This is a genomic window from Paenibacillus glacialis, assembly GCF_001637205.1.
GTDB lineage: Bacteria > Bacillota > Bacilli > Paenibacillales > Paenibacillaceae > Paenibacillus_AQ > Paenibacillus_AQ glacialis.
This window is the reverse complement of the sequence record NZ_LVJH01000002.1, coordinates 39,735-59,682: the sequence shown is the minus strand read 5'-3', so window position 1 is coordinate 59,682 and position 19,948 is coordinate 39,735. Positions and strand designations below refer to the sequence as shown.

Genomic DNA, 19,948 nt, shown 5'->3' with positions numbered 1-19,948 from the left:
ACAAATAACTACATCCAAGGGGAAAATATGACAGACAGACTAATTCGTATCATGCGTATCATTACTCTTGTACAAGCCATGCCTGGAGTTCTAGCTCGTGAGCTTGCTGAACGATGTGGAACAACTGAACGTACCATCTATCGTGATATGGATGTGTTGAGTGCGATGCATATTCCTATCGTTCACCAAGGGTATGGTAAGGGGTATAAGTTCATTGGTGATTTTTCATTATATCCGTTAGATTGGACGGAGAAAGAAATGCAAGCCTTTGCCTCACTATCCAATATTATGGAACAGATCAAACCTCTCCTTCCTGAAGATTTCGAAAGCGCATATGAAAAAGTTATGGCTGTAAGTTATAAAAATAATTCGGATTTCCAATAATTCTTCAAGGATGCATGAAAATAAGAGGCTAAATTGTCAACAATGACAATTTAGCCTCTTATATTTCTGTTTCATAAGATATGATACATGATGTTAAGAACATGGGTGATGGTGAAGGTAGTGTTGTTTTATGATAGAATGAGAAAGACATTTTCACGAAAATGAACATTGAGAGTGGTTAATATCTAAAGGAGGACAACCGGTGAGCGACTACGTGCCGGATCGAACGCAGCAAGAATCACCTAAACATAAAGATAGTTTTAATCTGCGTATCAATCTGTTTTTTTTCAGTACGTTCCTTATATTTTGTGTTATTATCGTACGTTTGGCTATATTACAGTTTGTTGAGGGCCCGATGCTAAAAGGAGAAGAAACGAGTAGAGATGTAAAGAATGTACCTATTTCTCCAGCTAGAGGGATTATATATGATGACAAGGGTGTGAAGTTGGCCTATTCTACACCAACACTGTCCATGTATGTTACTTTGAAGAGTAATTATAGTGATCTTGAAGGTGGCAAGAAGCGAGACAACTATCCTGAAGTTGAGAAGTTGGCTGAGGATTTAGCAGCGGCTTTTAAAGAATATGGTGACCCTAACGGGGAAATCTTAACTAAAGAAGATATCTTGAAGGCGTTGGACTTAAACTACAGATTATATTCTGGGTATGTACCGAGAAGAATTAAGATGGATATTACGGATAAAGAGTATGCTTACTTTATGGAACATAAATCCGAATATCAAGGGATTACGATTGTTGAAGAAAATAAGAGGCAATATGATCCTGACACCGTGGCTGTTCAAACCATAGGTTATATTAAAGATTTCAAAAGATCTAAAACATTAGATAAATATCAGACAATTACGGATGAAATGAAGAATGGTACTCAGAAAGATCCGGGTTTAATGTATAGTGAATCCGAGTTTGTTGGGTTTGATGGATTAGAATTGATGTACCAAGATGAGCTACGTGGAAAGAATGGATATATGGAAATACCTGTTGATCCTCGTAATATGCCTGAAGGTGTGGATGATATCATCCCTCCCGAAAAAGGACATGATGTGTGGTCAACGATTAACAAAGAGGTTCAAATGAAGACAGAGCAAGCGATTATGGACCAATTAGATTGGTTACATAAGAATGCTGTATCTGGGAAACTACATCGAGATGCTACCACTGGTTTCGCTGTGGCTATGGAAGTGAAGACCGGCAAGATAGTGGCTATGGCTAGTATGCCAGATTATGATACCAATGTTTGGGGATCGGGAGCCGTATCTTCAGATAATTGGAAAAATATTGAGTATATTTACCAGAATGGAACCATTCGTTCTTTTAATTCGGGTAAAAAAGGATACCATCCAGAGTCTGTTGTTCTTTTGGGTTCAACGATTAAGCCTCTTAGTGTGCTTATTGGCTTAAAGGAAGGATTCTTTTCGAAGAATTATACGTATTATGACAAAGGTGCGGCTTACTTTGGTAAGGAAGGGCATCAGGCTCGAATTCAGAATTCGGGAGGGCATGTTTATGGTCCTTTGAGCCCTGCTGGAGCCCTTGAACATTCATCAAATGCGTTTATGGTGGATAAAGTAGGGCTTCCCCTAAATAGTAAATATGGAGCTGGAGCCATTGATAAATGGGATAAGTATATGACGGATTTCGGTCTCGGTGTTGTTACGGGAAGTGGTCTCCCTGGAGAGCAGAACGGATTACGTGAGTATATGAACAAAAATGAAAGTACGCAGTCTAGGATGGCGTATGCATCATTCGGACAGCAGGGGAAATATACAACACTTCAACTTGCACAATATACAGCTACACTTGCAAATGAAGGGAAACGAATGAAGCCTCAGATTGTGAGTAAAATTACTGACAATGCTGGAAATGTGGTCCAACAATTCCAACCTGAAGTGTTGAATGTCGTGGATTTCGAGAAGTCCTATTGGAATGTGGTTAAAAGAGGTATGAATAGTAAAGTGTCTGCATTTGGCGACTTTCCTTATGACTTTGCTCGGAAAACAGGAACCTCTACCCAACAAGTAGGTAGGGAATTAGTAGATAACGGTGTGTTTATTGCCTATGCTCCACGGGAAAATCCAGTGTTGGCTGTAGCTGTTATGATTCCTGAAGGTGGCTTTGGATCCCAAAGTGCCGCTCCAGTTGCACGTAAAATTTTTGATGCTTATGATGAAGTTTATGGATTGGACGGAATACCTAAGGGCAAGAAGGATACCACAGGTGATGGAAGTGTGGAGTAAATCTTAGCTCAATGTACGAAATGTGTTGTTAAGAATGTACTGGAAAGGAAACTACGATGAATATGAAATATAAGTGTTTGGCACTAGATATGGATGGCACGCTTCTAAATGATGAGCATCAGATTTCACCAGAAACGATGAAATGGATTAAGAACGCAACCGATAGAGGTGTGCATGTATGTCTTTCTACAGGTCGATCTTTCGAAAGTGCATTACCATTTGGCGAACAATTAGGGCTCTCAACGCCTATGGTCACGGTGAATGGGAGTGAAGTTTGGAAGGCACCCCATCAACTTCATCGTCGTTCTTTATTTGATGTACAGCGGATTAAAGAGTTACATGAAATTGCGTTATCTTTTGATACTTGGTTCTGGGCTTATTCCGTACAGGATGTCTATAATAAAGACAACTGGAGTAATCAGCATCTTGAAGATAGTGAGTGGTTAAAATTTGGTTATCATACGGAGGATGACGATATCCGGCATCAAATATTGATGAAGCTACAGGACATGGATGGACTTGAGATTACGAACTCCTCACCATTCAACCTTGAGATTAATCCGGAGGGCTGTAATAAGGCTTCAGGTATTGCCGAGGTATGTAAGTTACTAGATATTGAGATGTCAGAAGTTATTGCAGTAGGAGATAGCTTGAATGATGTGGCCGCTATTCAGCAGTGTGGACTTGGCGTTGCAATGGGAAATGCGCAAGCGCAAGTACAAGACGTCGCCGATGTTGTCGTAGCGAGCAACAATGATGATGGAATTGTAGAAGTGATTAAGAAGTATATTTTTGAGTTATAGGATGCTTCCGAAGCTAGTTCCAGAAAAGTAGCTCAAAAAAATAAAAACAAAGCGTATGCTTCCGAAGTAAGTTTTTTCGATGCTAAATCAAGGAGAGTCGCTCAAAAAACTTTTAAGGAGTTGACTAAATGGTCCTACTTGGATGGATTCTCATCATCGCTTTATTTGCAGTGGGACTTGCTGGAGCTGTATATCCCATACTTCCAGGTGCACTTGCGATTTATTTGGCCTTCTTTGTATATGGTTGGTTCTTTAGTTTTGACTCCTTTGGAGTCATGTTCTGGATCATTCAGACGCTAATCGTGGTCGTGCTAATTGTAGCAGATTACGTCGTAGGTGCTTGGGGGACTAAGAAGTTCGGTGGCTCTCGGTTGTCGGTCATACTTAGTACCATAGGTGTTATTATTGGTCCATTCGTCATTCCTGCCTTCGGGCTCATCATTGGCCCATTCCTCGGGGCTGTCATCGGTGAATTGTTATCGGGTTCATCTGTAAACAAATCAGTAAAAGTTGGATGGGGCTCTTTAGTTGGCTTGTTCAGCAGTATGGTCATGAAGATCATCCTACAGATTGCTATGGTTGTGATCTTCTTTATATGGATCATCATCTATTAAATGTACGTTATGTAATGGTGGTAATGAGAGCTGTCTTTTCGTGAGAAAGAAGGGAAAAGGTTTTGGTGAAGAAAGAATCTTTTGTTAAAGGCACGCTTATTCTAGCAGCAGCAGCTTTGGTGGCACGTGTGCTGGGTTTGGCTCAACGAGTGCCTTTGGAGCATATGCTTGGTGATGTGGGGAATGCATCGTTTACCATTTCCAATAATATTTATCTGATGTTATTAACGGTAGCAACCGCGGGTATTCCAAGTACACTGAGCAAGATGGTCTCCGAACGTTATGCGTTGGAGAAACCTCATGAGGCGCAGAGAATCTATCATGCTGCCTTAATTTTCTCAGCAGTCATTGGGGTCATTATGACAGTGTTACTGTACGTGTGGGCACCGTATTATGCTAGAAGTACGAAGACGCCAGAAGCGGCGTTTGCTATCCGTACTTTGGCACCTGCACTATTGTTGTTTCCTACCATTGCAATGATGCGTGGATATTTCCAAGGACGTAACAATATGATGGCTGGTGGCATCTCGCAAATTGTTGAACAAGTTGCGAGAGTTGGTACAGCAATCGTTCTGGCCTACGTATTGCTCCGTACGGGCTCTGATGATAGTACAGTTGCAGCAGGAGCATCGTTCGGCGGAGTACTAGGAAGTATTGGTGCCTTCGGGGTTATGTTGTATTTCACGCTTAAAATGCGTAAGCAAGATCGTGGACTGCATCTTCAAGAAGGACAAGATTCTCCAATTCCTATGCTTCGAATTTATAAAGATATCTTTACATTGTCTATCCCGATTGTATTAACTTCATTAGCTGTCCCAGCAGTGAACTTCATTGATTCTACCATTATAAAAGGGTTGTTAATTGGGCAATCGGGGGATGCCTATGCAACACAAGTTCTAGGTATTATGGGAAGCAGAGCACAGCCTGTGGCGGGTATTCCTCCTATTCTAGCTATCGCTCTCAGTACATCACTTATTCCCATTATATCTGCAGCTTTTGCACGACGTGATCAGGTATATCTGAAGCAGCAAATCACATTGGCCATGAGGATTGCCATTCTAACAGGTATGCCAATGGTTGTAGCGCTTTGTGCGGCTTCTTATTCTGTAAATGGTTTGTTGTTCAGCAGCTTAGATGGTAGCGGAATAATCATGCTTCTTACATTAGGAACGATCTTTCAAATCACGATGATGACATCGAATTCGATTTTGTTAGGACTCAGTAAGGCAAGGGTATCAATGGTTCATGTGATGGCTGGTATTCTAGTGAAACTTGCAGCGAGTTACATTTTAGCTCCGTTTTTTGGCGTATACGGTATTATTGCAGCTACGGGCGTTTGTTTTCTTGTCATTACACTGCTCAATGTCAGATTGCTTAAAGTTATCGTACCATTCTCTATACTTGGAGCGCGTTGGGTTAGCTTCCTAATCACGGTAATCGTGTCTGGCGGCGTGGGATATGGTCTGAACCAAGCAGGTATTCAACTTGTACATGTTATGCCAGCAAGATTGGCTTATCTAATCACGTGTCTCATCGTAGGAGCTGTCGTCGTCATTATTTACTTGGTGATGTTAATTGTGCTAGGCGTTCTGCGGGAACATGAACTTGCCAGTTATCCAAGAATGCTACAAAAAGTATTTAAGCCACTTATGCGACTGCAACCAAAGCGTATTCGTAACTATGAAAAAGGGTAGTTTTATATCATAGGTGCTATGTGAATCCCCGGACGATATCATGAGCTAACGCGGTCTTCTGAATAGCAGATCGGTGGTCATGACTCATCTCGATTAAAATAGGGCGTGAAGGCTTAGAGATATACTGAGTAACATTCTTATTCTTCAGCCAATCGTAGTGGGGAATAGGGTCATAAGGCATATCGAACCACACATGATTAAGAACAGGACTATAAATCTTCTGTCCGGGTGGTAACCATTCGTGTTCTAACAGCTCTGAACTCTCTAATGGGGAGTTCAGAGCTGTTTCTCTGTCCGGTGTGAATAAATGGGGCCAGTATTCACTTCTTGAGCCTTGGAACGTCGTATTCTTTGCATATGAAGTCACATGATCTAGGACCTCTCTGTATCCAAAGAGTAGCCCATATAGAGACTTCCCAAGATTAATTCTTTCTTCTATATTTCCGAAGTTTTCTAATACTAAGCCTACTAATCCTGGGGAGGGGGTAGTTTTTTTGTCATCGATAGCGTTAGAGCATATTTTATCTAAAGGAAATAGGATTTGATTCACATGCGCGAGATGATGGAGCTTATATTCGGGTTTTTGAAAGACATTTTTCTGGAAATAGCTATGTTGAACGACTCGTCCCTCAATATAGGTCTGCTCATTAATGATCAATCCAACAGTTAATAAGGCACTGTTTCGATCAATCCAAAAGTTATTCCAGAAGGAATTCATGAATGAGGATACGTGAAACTTAGGTAATAGATGAAAGTAGCTGCGACCTTGTTTCTTACTATGTAAGTAAAGTTGAAGTTGAGGATAGGCATCTTGGAAAATAAGCGCATTGCAGCGTTCTAACATTCGATAAATGTCATCTCTAAGGGAGGTGTTCGTGAGATCGGCTACCAAACCACCCTTCAAGTCACTCATGTTCCATCCTCCGTTACGTGAAACCATATGGGCTAACAACGCCCAGTGGAGCTCGGGATTGGATTCATAGCATTGCAGGTAGGCTTGGGTACGCGTAATATTGCTTTTGTTTGCCGTTGTGGTATCGATTTGTATTTGTCTCAGAATGGCATCATCAGCTTCCGTGAAGGGAGGTTGATTGACTTCTTCTTTGTAGATGTTGATGTTTCTGGATCGACTCATTTCATCCACGGTCCGTTCTACTTGATCCCTAATGATTTGGGCTGCGGCTTCATTCCAGTTCAAGTTCCTGCGATGTTTATGAAATGGGCGGGACAATTTCCAACAGGCATATTTACCTTTTAGCGCTTGCGTAGTTTGCTGTGGAAGAGTCTTAACAAGACTTAACATATCACCAAATAAGTGGGAATCAGAATGCTTGTAAGACATATATAACTTCCTTTCTAACGATAAGTTCTTGTTCTCAGTATGTCTCAAAAATTTGACTTCCACTCCCTATTTTGGTTCACTTATATAAAAATAGCCGAGAGGACTGAACTAGATGGAAAAGATAACTTCAAAAGAGCAATTTGATGTGACCATACAATCATCCCAATTAACCGTAGCTGTATTCAAAGCGGATTGGTGTTCTGATTGCAAATATATTGATCCGTTTATGCCGGAAGTTGAAGAGCAATTCTCGCAACAACTAACACTTGTAGAAGTCGATGTCGAACAAGTTGGAACCGTGAGTCAAGAACAAAACATTATGGGGATACCGAGCTTCGTTGCTTATACGGAAGGAAAAGAACTCGTTCGGTTTGTAAATAAACTTCGCAAGTCACGTGAAGAAATTGAAGGTTTTTTGAAAACGGCGTTAGATGTATACAAATCGATACAAAAGTAAAAGTCAAATCACTCCTAAAGGGGTGATTGTTCTTTTTTCTGTGCATTTTGTCACATTCGGACTATGGAAGAGCTATACTTTTCAGGTATAATTGGAATAGTAATCATTGAAGAAATATAATTTGATCAGCAGGTGAGATATTTATGAATACCAAGCAATTGAAATGGCTCAGTTATTTAACATTTTTTGTCATGTTTTTTGCTACATTCGGTGGTACCGTTGTATCTAAGACAGATTCAGGTCTAGGGTGTGGACAGGAGTTTCCGCTGTGTAACGGTAAATTTATTCCGGCCCATACGGTGGAATCTTTGATAGAGTATTCCCATCGATTAGTAAGTGGACTAGCTGGATTGCTCGCGCTTGCTGTTGTTATTGCTTTTTGGATGTATAGCAAACGTCGGGATTTAAGAACGTATGCCGCAATGACACTAGTGTTTGTCTTAGTTCAAGCGGTGATGGGTGCGCTCGCAGTCATTTATGATCAGTCTTCATACGTGAGAGCCTTACATTTTGGATTTTCGCTGATCGCATTTGCAAGTGCATTAATGCTCTCGTTAGGAATACGTAGGATAGATAAGGCAAAGAGTGATTTTACACTAGGTAACTTGCCACGAGTAAGTCGGTCTGTTCGAAATTTGACTTGGATAACAACCATTTATTGTTATGTGGTTGTATATATTGGCGCTTATGTCAGTCATTCAGATTCTGCGGGTGGATGTTCAGGATGGCCACTGTGTAATGGGGAATGGATTCCGGAATTGTCTGGTGGTGTCGGAATTGCCTTTATGCATCGAGTTGCTGCATTTTTACTGTTTATTATGATTGCAACGCTAGCGCATTTTGCTTATCGTGGCAACCGTGGGAATCGTGAAATGCAAATGTTGGCTATTGCCGCTGTAACCTTATGTCTGATGCAGGTACTGAGTGGTGCAGCACTCATTGCTACTTTGGGTAATCCAGAACTATATATATTCGCAGCATTACTTCATAACCTACTCGTATCCTCGTTGTTTGGAGTTCTGTGTTATCTAAGTGTTAGGGTATGGCAGTTAAATAAATAAACTTGTATAAAGTCCTCGAAAAGTTTACGAACTTATTTGTGGGCTTTTGTTTTAAATTACTAAGTAAGTAACTTCTAGGAACACTAAGAATATTATTGCTTATCTGTTGCCTACAAGTTTTTCTTTTCAAAAATTGATCAGGGAGACCACGCCATGTTAAGTGAGTTATTTGGAGACTTGTCACATAAGAATAATAATCCCTTAGTGGAGAATGCTTTTAAAGAGATGGGACAGGCGATTCAGTTACTTCAAAAGGAAATGGATCGTTATGAGGATCCGACCCATGACCTGCGTAAACTGGAGATTTGGACACGTGGTCTCGTATCTTCACTTATTGAGCTGGATGAAAGTTATGCTGCGGCAGAATTTTTTAGAAAGTCGATTATTATAGCTGGATTCATGGATGATATGTCTGCAAAAGAGCAGTTAGATTACGCTCGATATGTTTACTTTTATAAGAATGGATTTATCCGTGTGTTTGCGGTTTTAGACAAACTAGGAACTTTCTTGAATGAGGTTTATGATTTACAAACATCGAAGGTTAAATCTCAATATTCCTATTTTACCGTGTTACGCCAATTCTCATATAACCACACGTATGAATCCCTTGGGCACTTACTGGTAGCCATCAGGGATGAATATCGGCAGCCGATAAATGATCTTCGTAAACGTAGAAATGCAGAAATTCACTATATGAACGTGGAGATGGAAGATGATCTTTGGCAACGACATCAAGGATTACATGATAAAATAATATTAGAGGATGTCGACAAGCATTTGCTGGAACTGAAGCAGGGTATCGATATGGTGAGTAGAACGCTGTCCACTGTGTATCGTTATACGAGTGAACGATGGATACGAAAAGATATCCAAACGTGATTGTTTAAAGTCTGGTATTATTTCTCTTTGACAAATTTAATAAATAATTCTATACTTACAATACTTAATTTCATATCGTATTTTTCTTATCAAGAGAGGCGGAGGGATAGGCCCGATGAAGCCCGGCAACCGATATTTGAAGAAACGAGACTTAAAGTCTCTTCTTCCAATGTAAGGTGCTAAATCCTTCAGATGCGTATAATAGCGACTCTGGCAGATGAGAAGGCATTGTCTTTTACACAAAGAGAGCCCTTTTTCATTCTGAAAAATGGGCTTTTTATATTGTTTGGGTAATTTTAATAGAGGAGGTTCTTGGCTTGATTGAATTAAAGCAATTGACAAAGAACTACGGTAAGGGTACACATATGACCACAGCATTGTCCGGACTGAATTTGTCAGTTGAGAAGGGTGAAATATTCGGAGTAATCGGTCATTCTGGGGCAGGGAAAAGTACACTTATACGATGTATTAATTTATTGGAACGCCCTACATCAGGCGAGGTGTGGGTGGGTGGTGTTGATTTAACTTCGTTGAGTACGAAGTCATTGCAGGCGGAGCGACGTAAAATTGGTATGATTTTTCAACATTTTAATCTTCTCTCTTCAGCGACAGTCTATGATAATATTGCTTTCCCATTGCGCCTTATTCACACATCTAAGAGTGATATTGAGCAAAAGGTGAATGAGCTATTGGCTCTTGTGGGACTAGAGGAACATAGTGATAAGTATCCAGCTCAATTATCGGGTGGACAGAAACAACGTGTAGGTATTGCCCGTGCATTGGCAAGTGAACCAGAAGTATTATTGTGCGATGAAGCTACATCTGCTTTAGATCCACAAACAACGGACTCTATTTTGAAATTGTTGCTGGACATTAATAAGCGATTCGAGTTAACCATCGTTCTCATTACACATGAAATGCATGTCATCCAGAGAATTTGTGATCGGGTTGCAGTCATTCACGCGGGTGGTATTGTTGAGCATGGAGCAGTAACAGACGTATTTCTCAAACCGAAGCATCCTGTTACACGGGACTTTATTCGTGGAGAATTGGACAATAGTGAGATCATTAGGGAGGCTATGAATGTAAGCTCTCCAATATCCTCACGAGTTATGAAGGTTACTTTCTTGGGAAGCAAAACCTACGAATCGATTCTTTCAAAGATTGTGCGAGAGACCGGCGTTGATTTCGCCATCTTACAAGGGACGATTTCTACAATAAAGGATACGCCTTATGGACAACTGATCGTCCGTTTTGAAGGTAATCCAGATGATATCGTAATAACAAAGGATAGACTTATACAACAAGGACTTGAAGTGGAGGTAATGGGCTAATGGGTGGATTAGATTTCTCGTTAATTGATTGGAAAGAGATAGCGACTGCTATATTAGATACACTAAAAATGTTGGGCGCATCGGCAATATTCACCTTTATCCTAGGCCTTCCACTCGGTATTATTCTTTATCTTGCATCACGATCATCTTCTCGTAGAGTAAATTCTGTATACGTTGTCCTTTCTTTTGTGGTTAACATATTAAGATCGGTACCTTTTATTATTCTTATTGTGGCGATGATCCCAATAACAAGAGAGATTGTAGGCGTATCATTTGGAGTTCTGGGGACGATTCCTCCGCTTGTTGTAGGAGCAGCTCCTTTCTTTGCAAGGTTGGTAGAGACATCACTTAGTGAGGTGGATCGGGGTGTTATCGAAGCAGCTGAGGGGATGGGCGCATCTACACAACAAATCATTCTACGCGTTCTACTTCCTGAAGCGAGACCAGGTCTATTTGCAGCGATGACGATTACGATCATTACGCTCGTATCCTACACCGCAATGTCGGGTCAAGTAGGTGGCGGGGGGCTTGGAGACTTAGCGATTCGATATGGTTACTTCCGTTATGAAAAGGAAGTCATGATCATAGCGGTTGTGTTAATAGTTATATTGGTACAATTCCTTCAGATGGCAGGAGATCGACTGGTTCGTCATTTTACAAGAAAATAAAGATGTTTCCATTATGGTAGTACCCGAATAGTACATTCGGTCGCATATATATCACATTATTCTTATCGAAGAAAAGGGGAATGGAAAATGAAAAAATGGGCACTCGCATTTCTAAGTCTTTCACTCGTAGTCGTTCTATCCGCATGTGGTAAATCGTCATCAGACACCTTGAAAATTGGGGCAACATCTGTCCCTCACGCTGAGATTCTGAAACATATTCAACCAGCACTAGAAAAGGAAGGCGTCAAGATCCAAATCATTGAGTTCACTGATTACGTACAACCTAATACACAGTTATTCGAGAAGCAATTGGATGCGAATTTCTTCCAACATCAGCCGTATCTTGACAGTGAAAATAGTAAACGCAAAATGGATCTGGTCTCCGTCTTAGCAGTTCATATTGAACCACTCGGCGCGTATTCCAGTAAGTTGAAATCGATAAATGATCTTCAAGATGGTGCTCATATCGCTATTCCAAATGACGCTACCAATGGCGGACGTGCGCTTAGTCTGCTAGCGAATAATGGTTTAATCAAGCTTAAAGATCCGAAAGCAGTGGAATCTAAACTGAGCGACATTACAGAGAATCCTAAGAATCTTGTGATTACTGAACATGATGCGGCGATTCTCCCTCGCCAATTGAATGAGGTTGACTTGGCCATTATTAATACCAACTTTGTTCTTGATTCTGGTTTGGATCCGGTTAAGGATGCTTTGTTAATCGAAGGTAAAGATAACCCTTATGCAAATATTATAGTTGCTCGTCCAGACAATAAAGATTCTGAAGCGATCCAAAAGTTGGCGAAGGCACTGACTTCGGATGACGTTAAGAAATTTATTGAGGATGAATATAAAGGCGCTATAATCCCAGCATTTTAAATCGTAACATTCACTTCCATGAATGAACTCTTCTATAATCCCGCGAAAGCCTTTATGGTTTTGCGGGATTATATTTGTAGAGGACTGTTAAATCTTCTATAATTAAGTATGACCACTCATTGGAGGAGGAAAAAGATTTGAATGGGAGAGTAGCCCTGATTACGGGAAGTGCGAAGGGGTTAGGCAAAAGAACTGCACTAACATTGGCAGATCAGGGTTGTAACATCGCTCTGAATTATGTCCATAGTTCGAATGAGGCAGAAGAGTTAAGGGTCTTGATTGAACGTAAGGGTGTGCAATGTATCGCTGTTCAAGCTGACATCTCTGATCCACAACAACTTGAAGGGTTAGTACATCAAGTGAATGATCAATTAGGAGGTACAGATATTATCGTGAATAATGCGGGGCCTTTTATACGGGAACGACGTTTATTTACGGAATATACACACGCGGAGATTATCTCACTTATGCAAGGGAATTTGATCGGCGCTATACTACTTGATCACTTGGTTATTCCTTCGATGAGGAAGAAGAAATGGGGAAGAATCATTCATTTCGGATTCGGACATGCAGGAGAAGCGAGAGCTTGGCCACATCGCGCAGTATATGCAGCGGCCAAAACAGGACTTGTCTCTTTCACGAAGACGTTAGCCGTGGAAGAAGCGCCTTATGGAATTACGGTTAATATGGTGTGTCCTGGTGATATTAGGGGAATGAACAAGGAGAAGTCTATCGCTGAAGTCGAAGGGATAGATGACCCAGAGACGCCAAATGGAAGACCAGGAAGTGGAGAAGACATCGCACGGGTCATTCAATACTTGTGTCATGAAGACTCGGATTTTATTACGGGTAATATCATGGATATTACGGGAGGTCTAGATCCCATTCGACCATGGATATAAGTCTTATACAAGTAGAAACGGCAATGTCGACCTTGTTCAATAAGCTTATGCTTCCGATGCTAGTGATACTTCGTATCACTTTAAGGCACCCGTTTCAGCGGAAATATAAGGAATAGATTATCAAGAATCAATTTCATAATTACGCAAATCGATTTAGATGCATCGGCGATTATGAAATTGATTCAAGTGAAACTTATACTTTCTTATATTAAAAAAAAGTCTTGGCCTCGTTGATCACGAAGTCCAAGACTTTCTCAAAATATTAAGAAGATTTCTCTAAGATTTTAGATTAAAATACTTGAACAACCTCTACTACGCCCTCAACTTCTTCTAGGAGAGCACGTTCAATACCGGCTTTCAAAGTAATCGTGGAGCTTGGGCAACTGCCGCATGCACCCATTAATCTTAGCTTTATGATACCGTCTTCGACATCGACCAATTCTACGTCACCGCCATCGCGTTGAAGGAATGGGCGAAGTTTATCTAATACGTCTAATACTTCATCATACATGGTGCTCTGTACGTTTTCACTCATAGTGTTCAACTCCTTCCTAATCATCATTATATTACAAATGAACACAAAAATAAAATAGATAAGTAAAGCAGGTGCATTAGAATTGAGACCAATCATTGAATTTTGTACAAACAATATGCATTTTGACACAGATATCGTGATGGAAAAGTTAGAATCCAACCCAGATTATGACGTCGTCGAATATGGATGTCTAACGAATTGTGGCCAATGTTACCTCATGCCATACGCCATGGTAGATGGCGAAATTGTAACTGCACAGAGTGCAGATGAATTATATGATGTTATTGTTGCCAAGATAAAGGAAGCAGAAGCTTGGGACGATCTGGATCTAGATTAACCTAAGTGTCGTTTAGACATCCAAAGAACACCACTTTTTAGTAAGCGGGGAACGCGACCTAATACGGCTTTTTTGCCCATAAGTCCGAACCCTGCTTTTTTACCGAGCGCACCAAGTGTTCCTTTTAGACGGAGTGGGTGTAACTTAGGAGTATCTCCACGCCATAAGGAATGTATAACTTCTGCAACTTGTTCAGCTTGGGCTCCAGCAGCTTGTGCGCTTGGTGCTAACGGAAGGCTGGCACAGTCACCTATGACGTATACTTCAGGATGCTCAGCGATTTGGGAATAGGAATTTAGAATGATTCGTCCACCCGGGTCTTTGGCGACTTGAAGATCCTGTACGACGCGGACGGGTTGAATGCCTGCTGTCCATACGGTAACGTCACTGAGTATGATCTCAGAACCGTTGTAGATCCCTCCAGCTTCTATCCTATCAACGGAAACATGGGAACGCGTATCTACGTCGTGGGATTGAAACCAATGCTCCACATAAAGAGATAATTTAGATGGGAAGGAAGAAAGAACACGACTGTGACGGTCGAGAATAGCGATATTCAGATCGGGTCTACTTTCTCGGAGTTCCGCAGCCATCTCAACGCCACTAAGGCCTCCCCCTATAATATTGACTTGACCATAAGGCTTTACATCATTCAGTTGTTGATACGTCTTACGAGTATTTGAAAAGGATTGAATACTGCTTGTGAATTGTTCGGCACCTTCAATCCCATGGTAACGATCTGTACAACCTAGAGCAATAATAAGATAATCGTAAATGATATCATCAGACTGCTCCATAAGAACCTGTTTACCTTCTAAATCAATCGAGGCAATCTCACCATACTTGATTGTAAGTTGAGGGTGTTTGGGAAAAGAGACACGAAGTTCTAAGTCTGTTGCAGTACCTGCAGCTAAGGCATAGTATTCTGTTTTTAGACCTTGAAAGGGCATGCGATCGACTAATACCATTTGAATATCTTCCGGTAGGTGGTCATCTAGAAGGCCTTGAATAATAGCGAGCCCTCCGTATCCTCCGCCGAGAATAACTAGTTTTCTCATGGGTGGGTTCCTATCCTCTCTTACATCAGGGAATGATGTTACTCGTAGATTTGGATCTCGTTATAGAAAGTATCCCGTTCAACTGGAATGCGTCCAGCACCTTTGATGAGCCATATTAATTCTTTACGTGTTAAGCCTTCAGGAGTAAGTGCCCCTGCTGCATGACTGATGCGCTCTTTGATAATGGTGCCATGCACGTCAGAAGCTCCGAAGCTTAGCGCCATTTGCGTAAGTTGAGCGCCGATATTAATGAAATAGGCTTTGATGTGATCGATATTATCTAACATTAAACGACTAATCGCAATGGTCTTCAGATCTTCATAAGCAGAATTACGTCTCATAATACCAGCGTTTCTGTTCTTCGGCTGCATGGATAAAGGTATGAATACCATGAATCCTTGCGTTTCGTCTTGAAGTTCGCGTATCTGGACCATATGGCGAATGCGATCTTCGTGACTTTCAATGGACCCGTATAACATCGTTGTATGAGTCTTCATTCCTAATTTATGAGCAGAACGATGGACGTCTAAATATTGCTCAACATTGGCTTTATCTACCTTCATCTTTTCGCGATATTGATCGGATAAGATTTCAGCACCACCACCTGTAAGTGATTTCAATCCAGCTTGTTGTAGCTGCTGAAGTACTTCCGTTGTACTAAGGCCGCTAATACGTGTGAAGAATTCAATTTCAGCCGCAGTATAAGCCTTTAATGTCACATCAGGATAATGATCTGTTAAGGTCTGTAAAGAGTCTACGTAATATTGGAAGGGTACATGAGCATTATGCCCTCCTACGATGTGAAATTCTCTGATACCTGGATGGATATGTTGGTTAACATATTCGACCATTTCTTCACCCGAAAGAGTATAGGATCCTTCTTCTCCCTGGTCTTTGCGGAAGTTACAGAAGGCACAATAAGATTCACATACATTGGTGAAATAAAGACTCATATTCTCAATAAAGTACACTTTTTTTCCGTTTTTACGTAGGTTAACTTGATTAGCCAATTGCCCCAACGTTAATATATCATCAGTCTCGTAGAGGTAGACTCCATCTTCAAGAGTTAAACGTTCTCCTTGTTGCACCTTTTCTATAATAGTAGCCATTCGACTATCTGTATTAGGGGTAATGAGTGTAGACATGTAGTTCCTCCTAAAAGTTTTTTGTAGCGAAGCTTCCAGATTGTTCATCGTAAAAAACTTGCATCGGAAGCATAAGCATAGTTTTTTGTAGCGTAGCTTCCAGATTGTCCAGTGCAAAAACGCGCATTTGGCGCAGAATCTCATCATATATATGAATATTTCTAGACATTTAACGATCTTGCATTCATTTTCTATTATAGACCGCCAATTACAGGGTCGCAATATGATGTTGAGGGAAAAGTTACTTAGCGGTTATATGTTATAGGTTGACTGACTTGAGGGTACTAGGGTTCTGGAGTATAATTGAGCTACGACACAATAAGGAGGTTGAACGATGATTAATATAAGCGATACTGCTTCAGTTAGGCTGAAAGAGATGCTTTCAGAACAAGAGACACCGAATATGTTCCTACGTCTTGGTGTGCAACCCGGCGGTTGTACCGGATTTTCATACGCAATGGGTTTTGATGATGATGAAACAGAGAATGACATATATATGAATGTGAATGATATGAAAGTTGTGATTGATAAAGAAAGCATGAATTACCTCGATGGATTGGAAATTGACTTCGAAGAATCCGGTATGTCTGGAGGATTTACGATCAATAATCCGAATGCTTCGGCATCATGTGGTTGTGGAGCGAGCTTCCGTACTGCGAAGGATGCAGGGAAGCCAGCACCTGAGGGCGAGTGTTAGGTAATCATTTCTGTGTGGACATTAACACAACGTTTGTAAAATAAAAGCCACTTGATTTAAGGAAGCTATCATCACCTTAAATCAAGTGGCTTTTTAGTGGCGATTCTAATCTACGAAGCAGGTAATATAAACGTATGATTCACCATGAAGACGATCAATGAAGCCATAAGAATGGAAAAGCCAATGCAACTGAATCCTAACGCAGTACGTTTGCTCTTAATAAATTTAAACCCAATCGCAAAGATCATTAACGTCGTCAAAGCAAGAGCAGCCGACATACCGACGATTGCAATCCAATACAATATTTCAAATACCTGTGCCACGCTCGCGTAGACCTCCTTTTACAAATCACTACATTTGAGTATATCCGATATTCCAGGGTAAGCCAATATTCTATTACGGTTATTGGATAAATTTAATAGTCTTAATAATAAGGTGTTCAGCAGTGACAATCATACAAGAAAGAATGATCGGTGGGGAGTATGTTATAGCTATACCAACAAGATAGGAGAGGGTCACATGTCTGGACGGCAGTTGGCAAGTAAGTGGCTAAAGACAGAAGTATTGTTAAGGGATCCACGAGTTGCAAAATACATTCCTATGACTAAGCCACTAACGATAGCAAACCTACAAATGATGCTCCGTCAATATGGTATCGTCGTTGTGAAGCCCGATGTAGGGGCAGGGGGAAATGGGGTAATACAAATGAAACATCATGCGCAAGGGTATAAGCTAACACATGGTTCGCGTACCTTTAGTTACTCGAGATTTGCAGAAATGTACAGTGCGCTTCTTAAAATAAAGATACCTAGATCCTATCTAATTCAACAGGGAATTCGTCTTGCAACGATAAATAATCGCCCCATCGATTACCGAGTTAAGGTGGTTAAGGAAGGAAAGGGTTGGATATTTCGTGCTATGGTTGGGCGCCTTGCTAAGCCTGGGTTATTCGTCACAAATCTGTGTAAAGGAGGTACACAGCTTACCTGTAAGGAAGGATTACGTCGGTCGTTATCATACAGCGGCTCAATCGATGCTAAACGTAAAGAAATGAGTAAACTCACAAGAATATGTACAACGATTATGGAAAGGAAATTCCCTGGCATTACTCAACTTGGATTTGATTACGGAGTGGATGTGAAGGGGCAGATATGGATTTTTGAAGTGAACACTCGCCCGCAGTAGTATGGAGAACACATTCTTGTTAAATATATTAAGCGAGCGGGTATGAATTAATAGATTACTAGAAAATCAACACTGAAATCGTTATTAAATATAATTTTTTTTTCGAGATCGACGAAAATTTAACCTGTGCATAACATTTATCCACATAACTCACCGTAGTTTGATAAGCTTTGTGACAGTTACTAACAAAATATGCACAGGTTCTCCACAGATACCTGTGGATATCAGGAACGCTTGTTCTACTATTGATAGTTTGATATGATGGTTTTAGGAAAAAGAGGAAAGGATGTGAGATTTATGGCTATATTATCAGATGAGATGTTGGTAGATTCTTATCATCTGGCAGTAGAGTTAAAGTTAGAACGTGATTTCATTAAGCTACTATTAGCCGAAATAAAGAAGCGTAAATTGGGAACTCAACAAATGAACTTGGCGTATTAGGTTAGAAATCATGATGAAATCGACTGGGTGTTGGATTGTAGTGGTCCACAGTTTACCGGAGGTGTGAGTACATCATTTACATACATGAGAATAACAGACTAAAAAGGGTATCCATTTGACGTTGAAGTAGTAATCGTCAATTATGGATACCCTTTTAATTTTAAAAATTATAGTTTCATGTTACTGCTGTGACCTGGGGAAAGACGAGCTTCCGGGTCAATATATACTTTTGCATTATTAACAGCAGTTGGAGCTTCACCAAATCCTACAGCAATGAGTTTTAACTTACCAGGATAAGTGGTGATATCCCCCGCAGCAAAAAGACCTGGAATATTAGTCTCCATACGAGAGTCAACTATAATTGAATTACCATCGATGTCGATACCCCATTCTGCAATGGGTCCTAGGGAAGATATGAATCCAAAGTTAATGATAACATCATCGACTTCGATCTCCTGAGTTTCTTTTGTCTTAACATGTGTAAGCGTTACTTTAGTAATGGTATTATCCCCATGGAGTTCAGTGATTTCTGTTGGAGTTACCACATTTACTTTGGAGTTCATCAAGTTCTCAACACTGTGCTCATGTGCACGGAACTTATCACGGCGATGGATTAACGTGACTTGTTCAGCAATAGGTTCTAGCATAAGTGCCCAGTCTACTGCTGAATCCCCTCCACCATTGATCAATACTTTTTTTCCTTTGAATGCATTTAGATCATTCACGAAATAGTGTAGGTTTGCTTTCTCGAAACGTTCTGCTCCTGGAATTTCAAGTCTGCGGGGTTCGAATGCACCGACACCTGCTGTAATAATTACTGCTTTGGAATGATATTCACCTTGATCCGTCTTAACGATGAAATGGCGTTCATCTTCTTTTACGACAGAGACTACCTTTTCTTCAAGACGTACATTGGGCTCAAACATCTTCAATTGTTCAAGTAGGTTATCTACAAGTTCTTGTGCTGTCACTTTAGGGAACCCTGCAACATCATAGATGTATTTCTCAGGATAAAGAGCAGCAAGTTGACCACCGAGTTGCGGCATACTCTCAATAAGAGTCACAGATGCTTGACGCATTCCACAATAAAATGCAGCGAACATACCAGCGGGCCCGCCCCCGATTATGATTAAGTCAGTTATTTCATCACCAAGTTGTGGGGATGTCATTAGTTAAAGCACCTCCGTATAATAAGTGAATTGATTTTAGTTCATAATGATCATTATAGTCTGATCATTATGATATGAAAAGTTTGAATGCGACGATTTTTTGTGGAACA

The 19,948-nt window shown here is 40.7% G+C and carries 22 protein-coding genes and 1 riboswitch; of the genes, 16 read left to right on the top strand and 6 right to left on the bottom strand.

Annotated features, from left to right (window positions below):
• Positions 1 to 27 precede the first annotated feature (27 nt).
• The 5 genes from PGLA_RS00675 (at position 28) to PGLA_RS00655 (ending at position 5,749) form a co-directional block, all read left to right on the top strand.
• Complete coding sequence (locus tag PGLA_RS00675; RefSeq protein ID WP_068527297.1) at positions 28 to 384, top strand: helix-turn-helix transcriptional regulator; 357 nt, start codon at positions 28 to 30, stop codon at positions 382 to 384.
• A 202-nt stretch (positions 385 to 586) separates the two neighbouring features.
• Entirely contained in the window at positions 587 to 2,638 is a 2,052-nt protein-coding gene (locus PGLA_RS00670) for a peptidoglycan D,D-transpeptidase FtsI family protein (protein WP_068527295.1), read from the top strand.
• A gap of 56 nt (positions 2,639 to 2,694) precedes the next feature.
• On the top strand, positions 2,695 to 3,441 hold the full coding sequence (locus PGLA_RS00665) for a Cof-type HAD-IIB family hydrolase (protein ID WP_068527293.1): 747 nt from the start codon (positions 2,695 to 2,697) through the stop codon (positions 3,439 to 3,441).
• A gap of 128 nt (positions 3,442 to 3,569) precedes the next feature.
• Positions 3,570 to 4,055: a DUF456 domain-containing protein gene (locus PGLA_RS00660; RefSeq protein WP_068527291.1), complete on the top strand. Its 486-nt coding sequence runs from the start codon at positions 3,570 to 3,572 to the stop codon at positions 4,053 to 4,055.
• A gap of 62 nt (positions 4,056 to 4,117) precedes the next feature.
• Positions 4,118 to 5,749: a putative polysaccharide biosynthesis protein gene (locus tag PGLA_RS00655; RefSeq protein WP_068527289.1), complete on the top strand. Its 1,632-nt coding sequence runs from the start codon at positions 4,118 to 4,120 to the stop codon at positions 5,747 to 5,749.
• A 16-nt stretch (positions 5,750 to 5,765) separates the two neighbouring features.
• On the opposite strand, the gene PGLA_RS00650 is transcribed toward PGLA_RS00655, so the two are convergent.
• The gene (locus PGLA_RS00650; protein ID WP_068527287.1) at positions 5,766 to 7,091 is read right to left on the bottom strand and encodes a DUF2515 family protein; all 1,326 of its coding nucleotides are present in this window, start codon (positions 7,089 to 7,091) and stop codon (positions 5,766 to 5,768) included.
• A 112-nt stretch (positions 7,092 to 7,203) separates the two neighbouring features.
• On the opposite strand from PGLA_RS00650, the gene PGLA_RS00645 reads away from it, so the two are divergent.
• From PGLA_RS00645 to PGLA_RS00615, 7 genes are all read left to right on the top strand, one after another.
• Positions 7,204 to 7,548, top strand: a complete 345-nt coding sequence (locus tag PGLA_RS00645) for a thioredoxin family protein (RefSeq protein ID WP_068527285.1) — start codon at positions 7,204 to 7,206, stop codon at positions 7,546 to 7,548.
• A gap of 143 nt (positions 7,549 to 7,691) precedes the next feature.
• Entirely contained in the window at positions 7,692 to 8,609 is a 918-nt protein-coding gene (locus tag PGLA_RS00640; RefSeq protein WP_068527283.1) for a COX15/CtaA family protein, read from the top strand.
• A gap of 153 nt (positions 8,610 to 8,762) precedes the next feature.
• Positions 8,763 to 9,488, top strand: coding sequence for a Cthe_2314 family HEPN domain-containing protein (locus PGLA_RS00635; RefSeq protein WP_068527281.1), 726 nt, complete (start codon positions 8,763 to 8,765; stop codon positions 9,486 to 9,488).
• A gap of 83 nt (positions 9,489 to 9,571) precedes the next feature.
• A riboswitch (SAM riboswitch) is annotated at positions 9,572 to 9,712 on the top strand.
• 93 nt (positions 9,713 to 9,805) lie between these two features.
• Positions 9,806 to 10,822 (top strand): methionine ABC transporter ATP-binding protein, encoded by a 1,017-nt coding sequence (locus PGLA_RS00630; protein ID WP_068527279.1) that lies wholly within the window; start codon positions 9,806 to 9,808, stop codon positions 10,820 to 10,822.
• The gene (locus tag PGLA_RS00625) at positions 10,822 to 11,490 is read left to right on the top strand and encodes a methionine ABC transporter permease (RefSeq protein WP_068527278.1); all 669 of its coding nucleotides are present in this window, start codon (positions 10,822 to 10,824) and stop codon (positions 11,488 to 11,490) included. The genes PGLA_RS00630 and PGLA_RS00625 overlap by 1 nt, the downstream gene beginning before the upstream one ends.
• An 87-nt stretch (positions 11,491 to 11,577) precedes the next feature.
• Positions 11,578 to 12,369: a MetQ/NlpA family ABC transporter substrate-binding protein gene (locus PGLA_RS00620; RefSeq protein ID WP_068527276.1), complete on the top strand. Its 792-nt coding sequence runs from the start codon at positions 11,578 to 11,580 to the stop codon at positions 12,367 to 12,369.
• A gap of 137 nt (positions 12,370 to 12,506) precedes the next feature.
• On the top strand, positions 12,507 to 13,271 hold the full coding sequence (locus tag PGLA_RS00615) for an SDR family oxidoreductase (RefSeq protein WP_068527275.1): 765 nt from the start codon (positions 12,507 to 12,509) through the stop codon (positions 13,269 to 13,271).
• Between the two features lie 289 nt (positions 13,272 to 13,560).
• Here PGLA_RS00615 and PGLA_RS00610 read toward each other — a convergent pair whose 3' ends face one another.
• Positions 13,561 to 13,806 (bottom strand): NifU family protein, encoded by a 246-nt coding sequence (locus tag PGLA_RS00610; protein ID WP_068527273.1) that lies wholly within the window; start codon positions 13,804 to 13,806, stop codon positions 13,561 to 13,563.
• An 82-nt stretch (positions 13,807 to 13,888) separates the two neighbouring features.
• Between PGLA_RS00610 and PGLA_RS00605 the strand changes: the two genes are divergently transcribed.
• On the top strand, positions 13,889 to 14,143 hold the full coding sequence (locus PGLA_RS00605; RefSeq protein ID WP_068527271.1) for a YuzB family protein: 255 nt from the start codon (positions 13,889 to 13,891) through the stop codon (positions 14,141 to 14,143).
• Here the strand turns inward: PGLA_RS00605 and PGLA_RS00600 are convergent.
• A complete protein-coding gene (locus PGLA_RS00600; protein WP_068527270.1) occupies positions 14,140 to 15,201 on the bottom strand; it encodes an NAD(P)/FAD-dependent oxidoreductase in 1,062 nt (353 codons plus the stop codon). The genes PGLA_RS00605 and PGLA_RS00600 overlap by 4 nt on opposite strands.
• A 38-nt stretch (positions 15,202 to 15,239) precedes the next feature.
• Positions 15,240 to 16,346: an aminofutalosine synthase MqnE gene (mqnE, locus tag PGLA_RS00595; protein WP_068527268.1), complete on the bottom strand. Its 1,107-nt coding sequence runs from the start codon at positions 16,344 to 16,346 to the stop codon at positions 15,240 to 15,242.
• Positions 16,347 to 16,680: 334 nt separating this feature from the next.
• On the opposite strand from mqnE, the gene PGLA_RS00590 reads away from it, so the two are divergent.
• A complete protein-coding gene (locus tag PGLA_RS00590; protein WP_068527266.1) occupies positions 16,681 to 17,043 on the top strand; it encodes a HesB/IscA family protein in 363 nt (120 codons plus the stop codon).
• A gap of 110 nt (positions 17,044 to 17,153) precedes the next feature.
• Here the strand turns inward: PGLA_RS00590 and PGLA_RS00585 are convergent, their stop codons facing one another.
• Complete coding sequence (locus PGLA_RS00585; RefSeq protein WP_068527264.1) at positions 17,154 to 17,366, bottom strand: hypothetical protein; 213 nt, start codon at positions 17,364 to 17,366, stop codon at positions 17,154 to 17,156.
• Between the two features lie 196 nt (positions 17,367 to 17,562).
• Here PGLA_RS00585 and PGLA_RS00580 point away from each other — a divergent pair, with 196 nt between their 5' ends.
• Positions 17,563 to 18,228 carry a YheC/YheD family protein gene (locus PGLA_RS00580; protein WP_068527263.1) on the top strand — a complete coding sequence of 222 codons (666 nt, stop codon included), beginning with the start codon at positions 17,563 to 17,565 and terminating at the stop codon, positions 18,226 to 18,228.
• A 297-nt stretch (positions 18,229 to 18,525) separates the two neighbouring features.
• Positions 18,526 to 18,669, top strand: coding sequence for a sporulation histidine kinase inhibitor Sda (gene sda, locus PGLA_RS00575; protein ID WP_084410627.1), 144 nt, complete (start codon positions 18,526 to 18,528; stop codon positions 18,667 to 18,669).
• 167 nt (positions 18,670 to 18,836) lie between these two features.
• Here the strand turns inward: sda and PGLA_RS00570 are convergent, their stop codons facing one another.
• Entirely contained in the window at positions 18,837 to 19,838 is a 1,002-nt protein-coding gene (locus PGLA_RS00570) for an NAD(P)/FAD-dependent oxidoreductase (RefSeq protein ID WP_068527261.1), read from the bottom strand.
• Between the last annotated feature and the right edge of the window lie 110 nt (positions 19,839 to 19,948).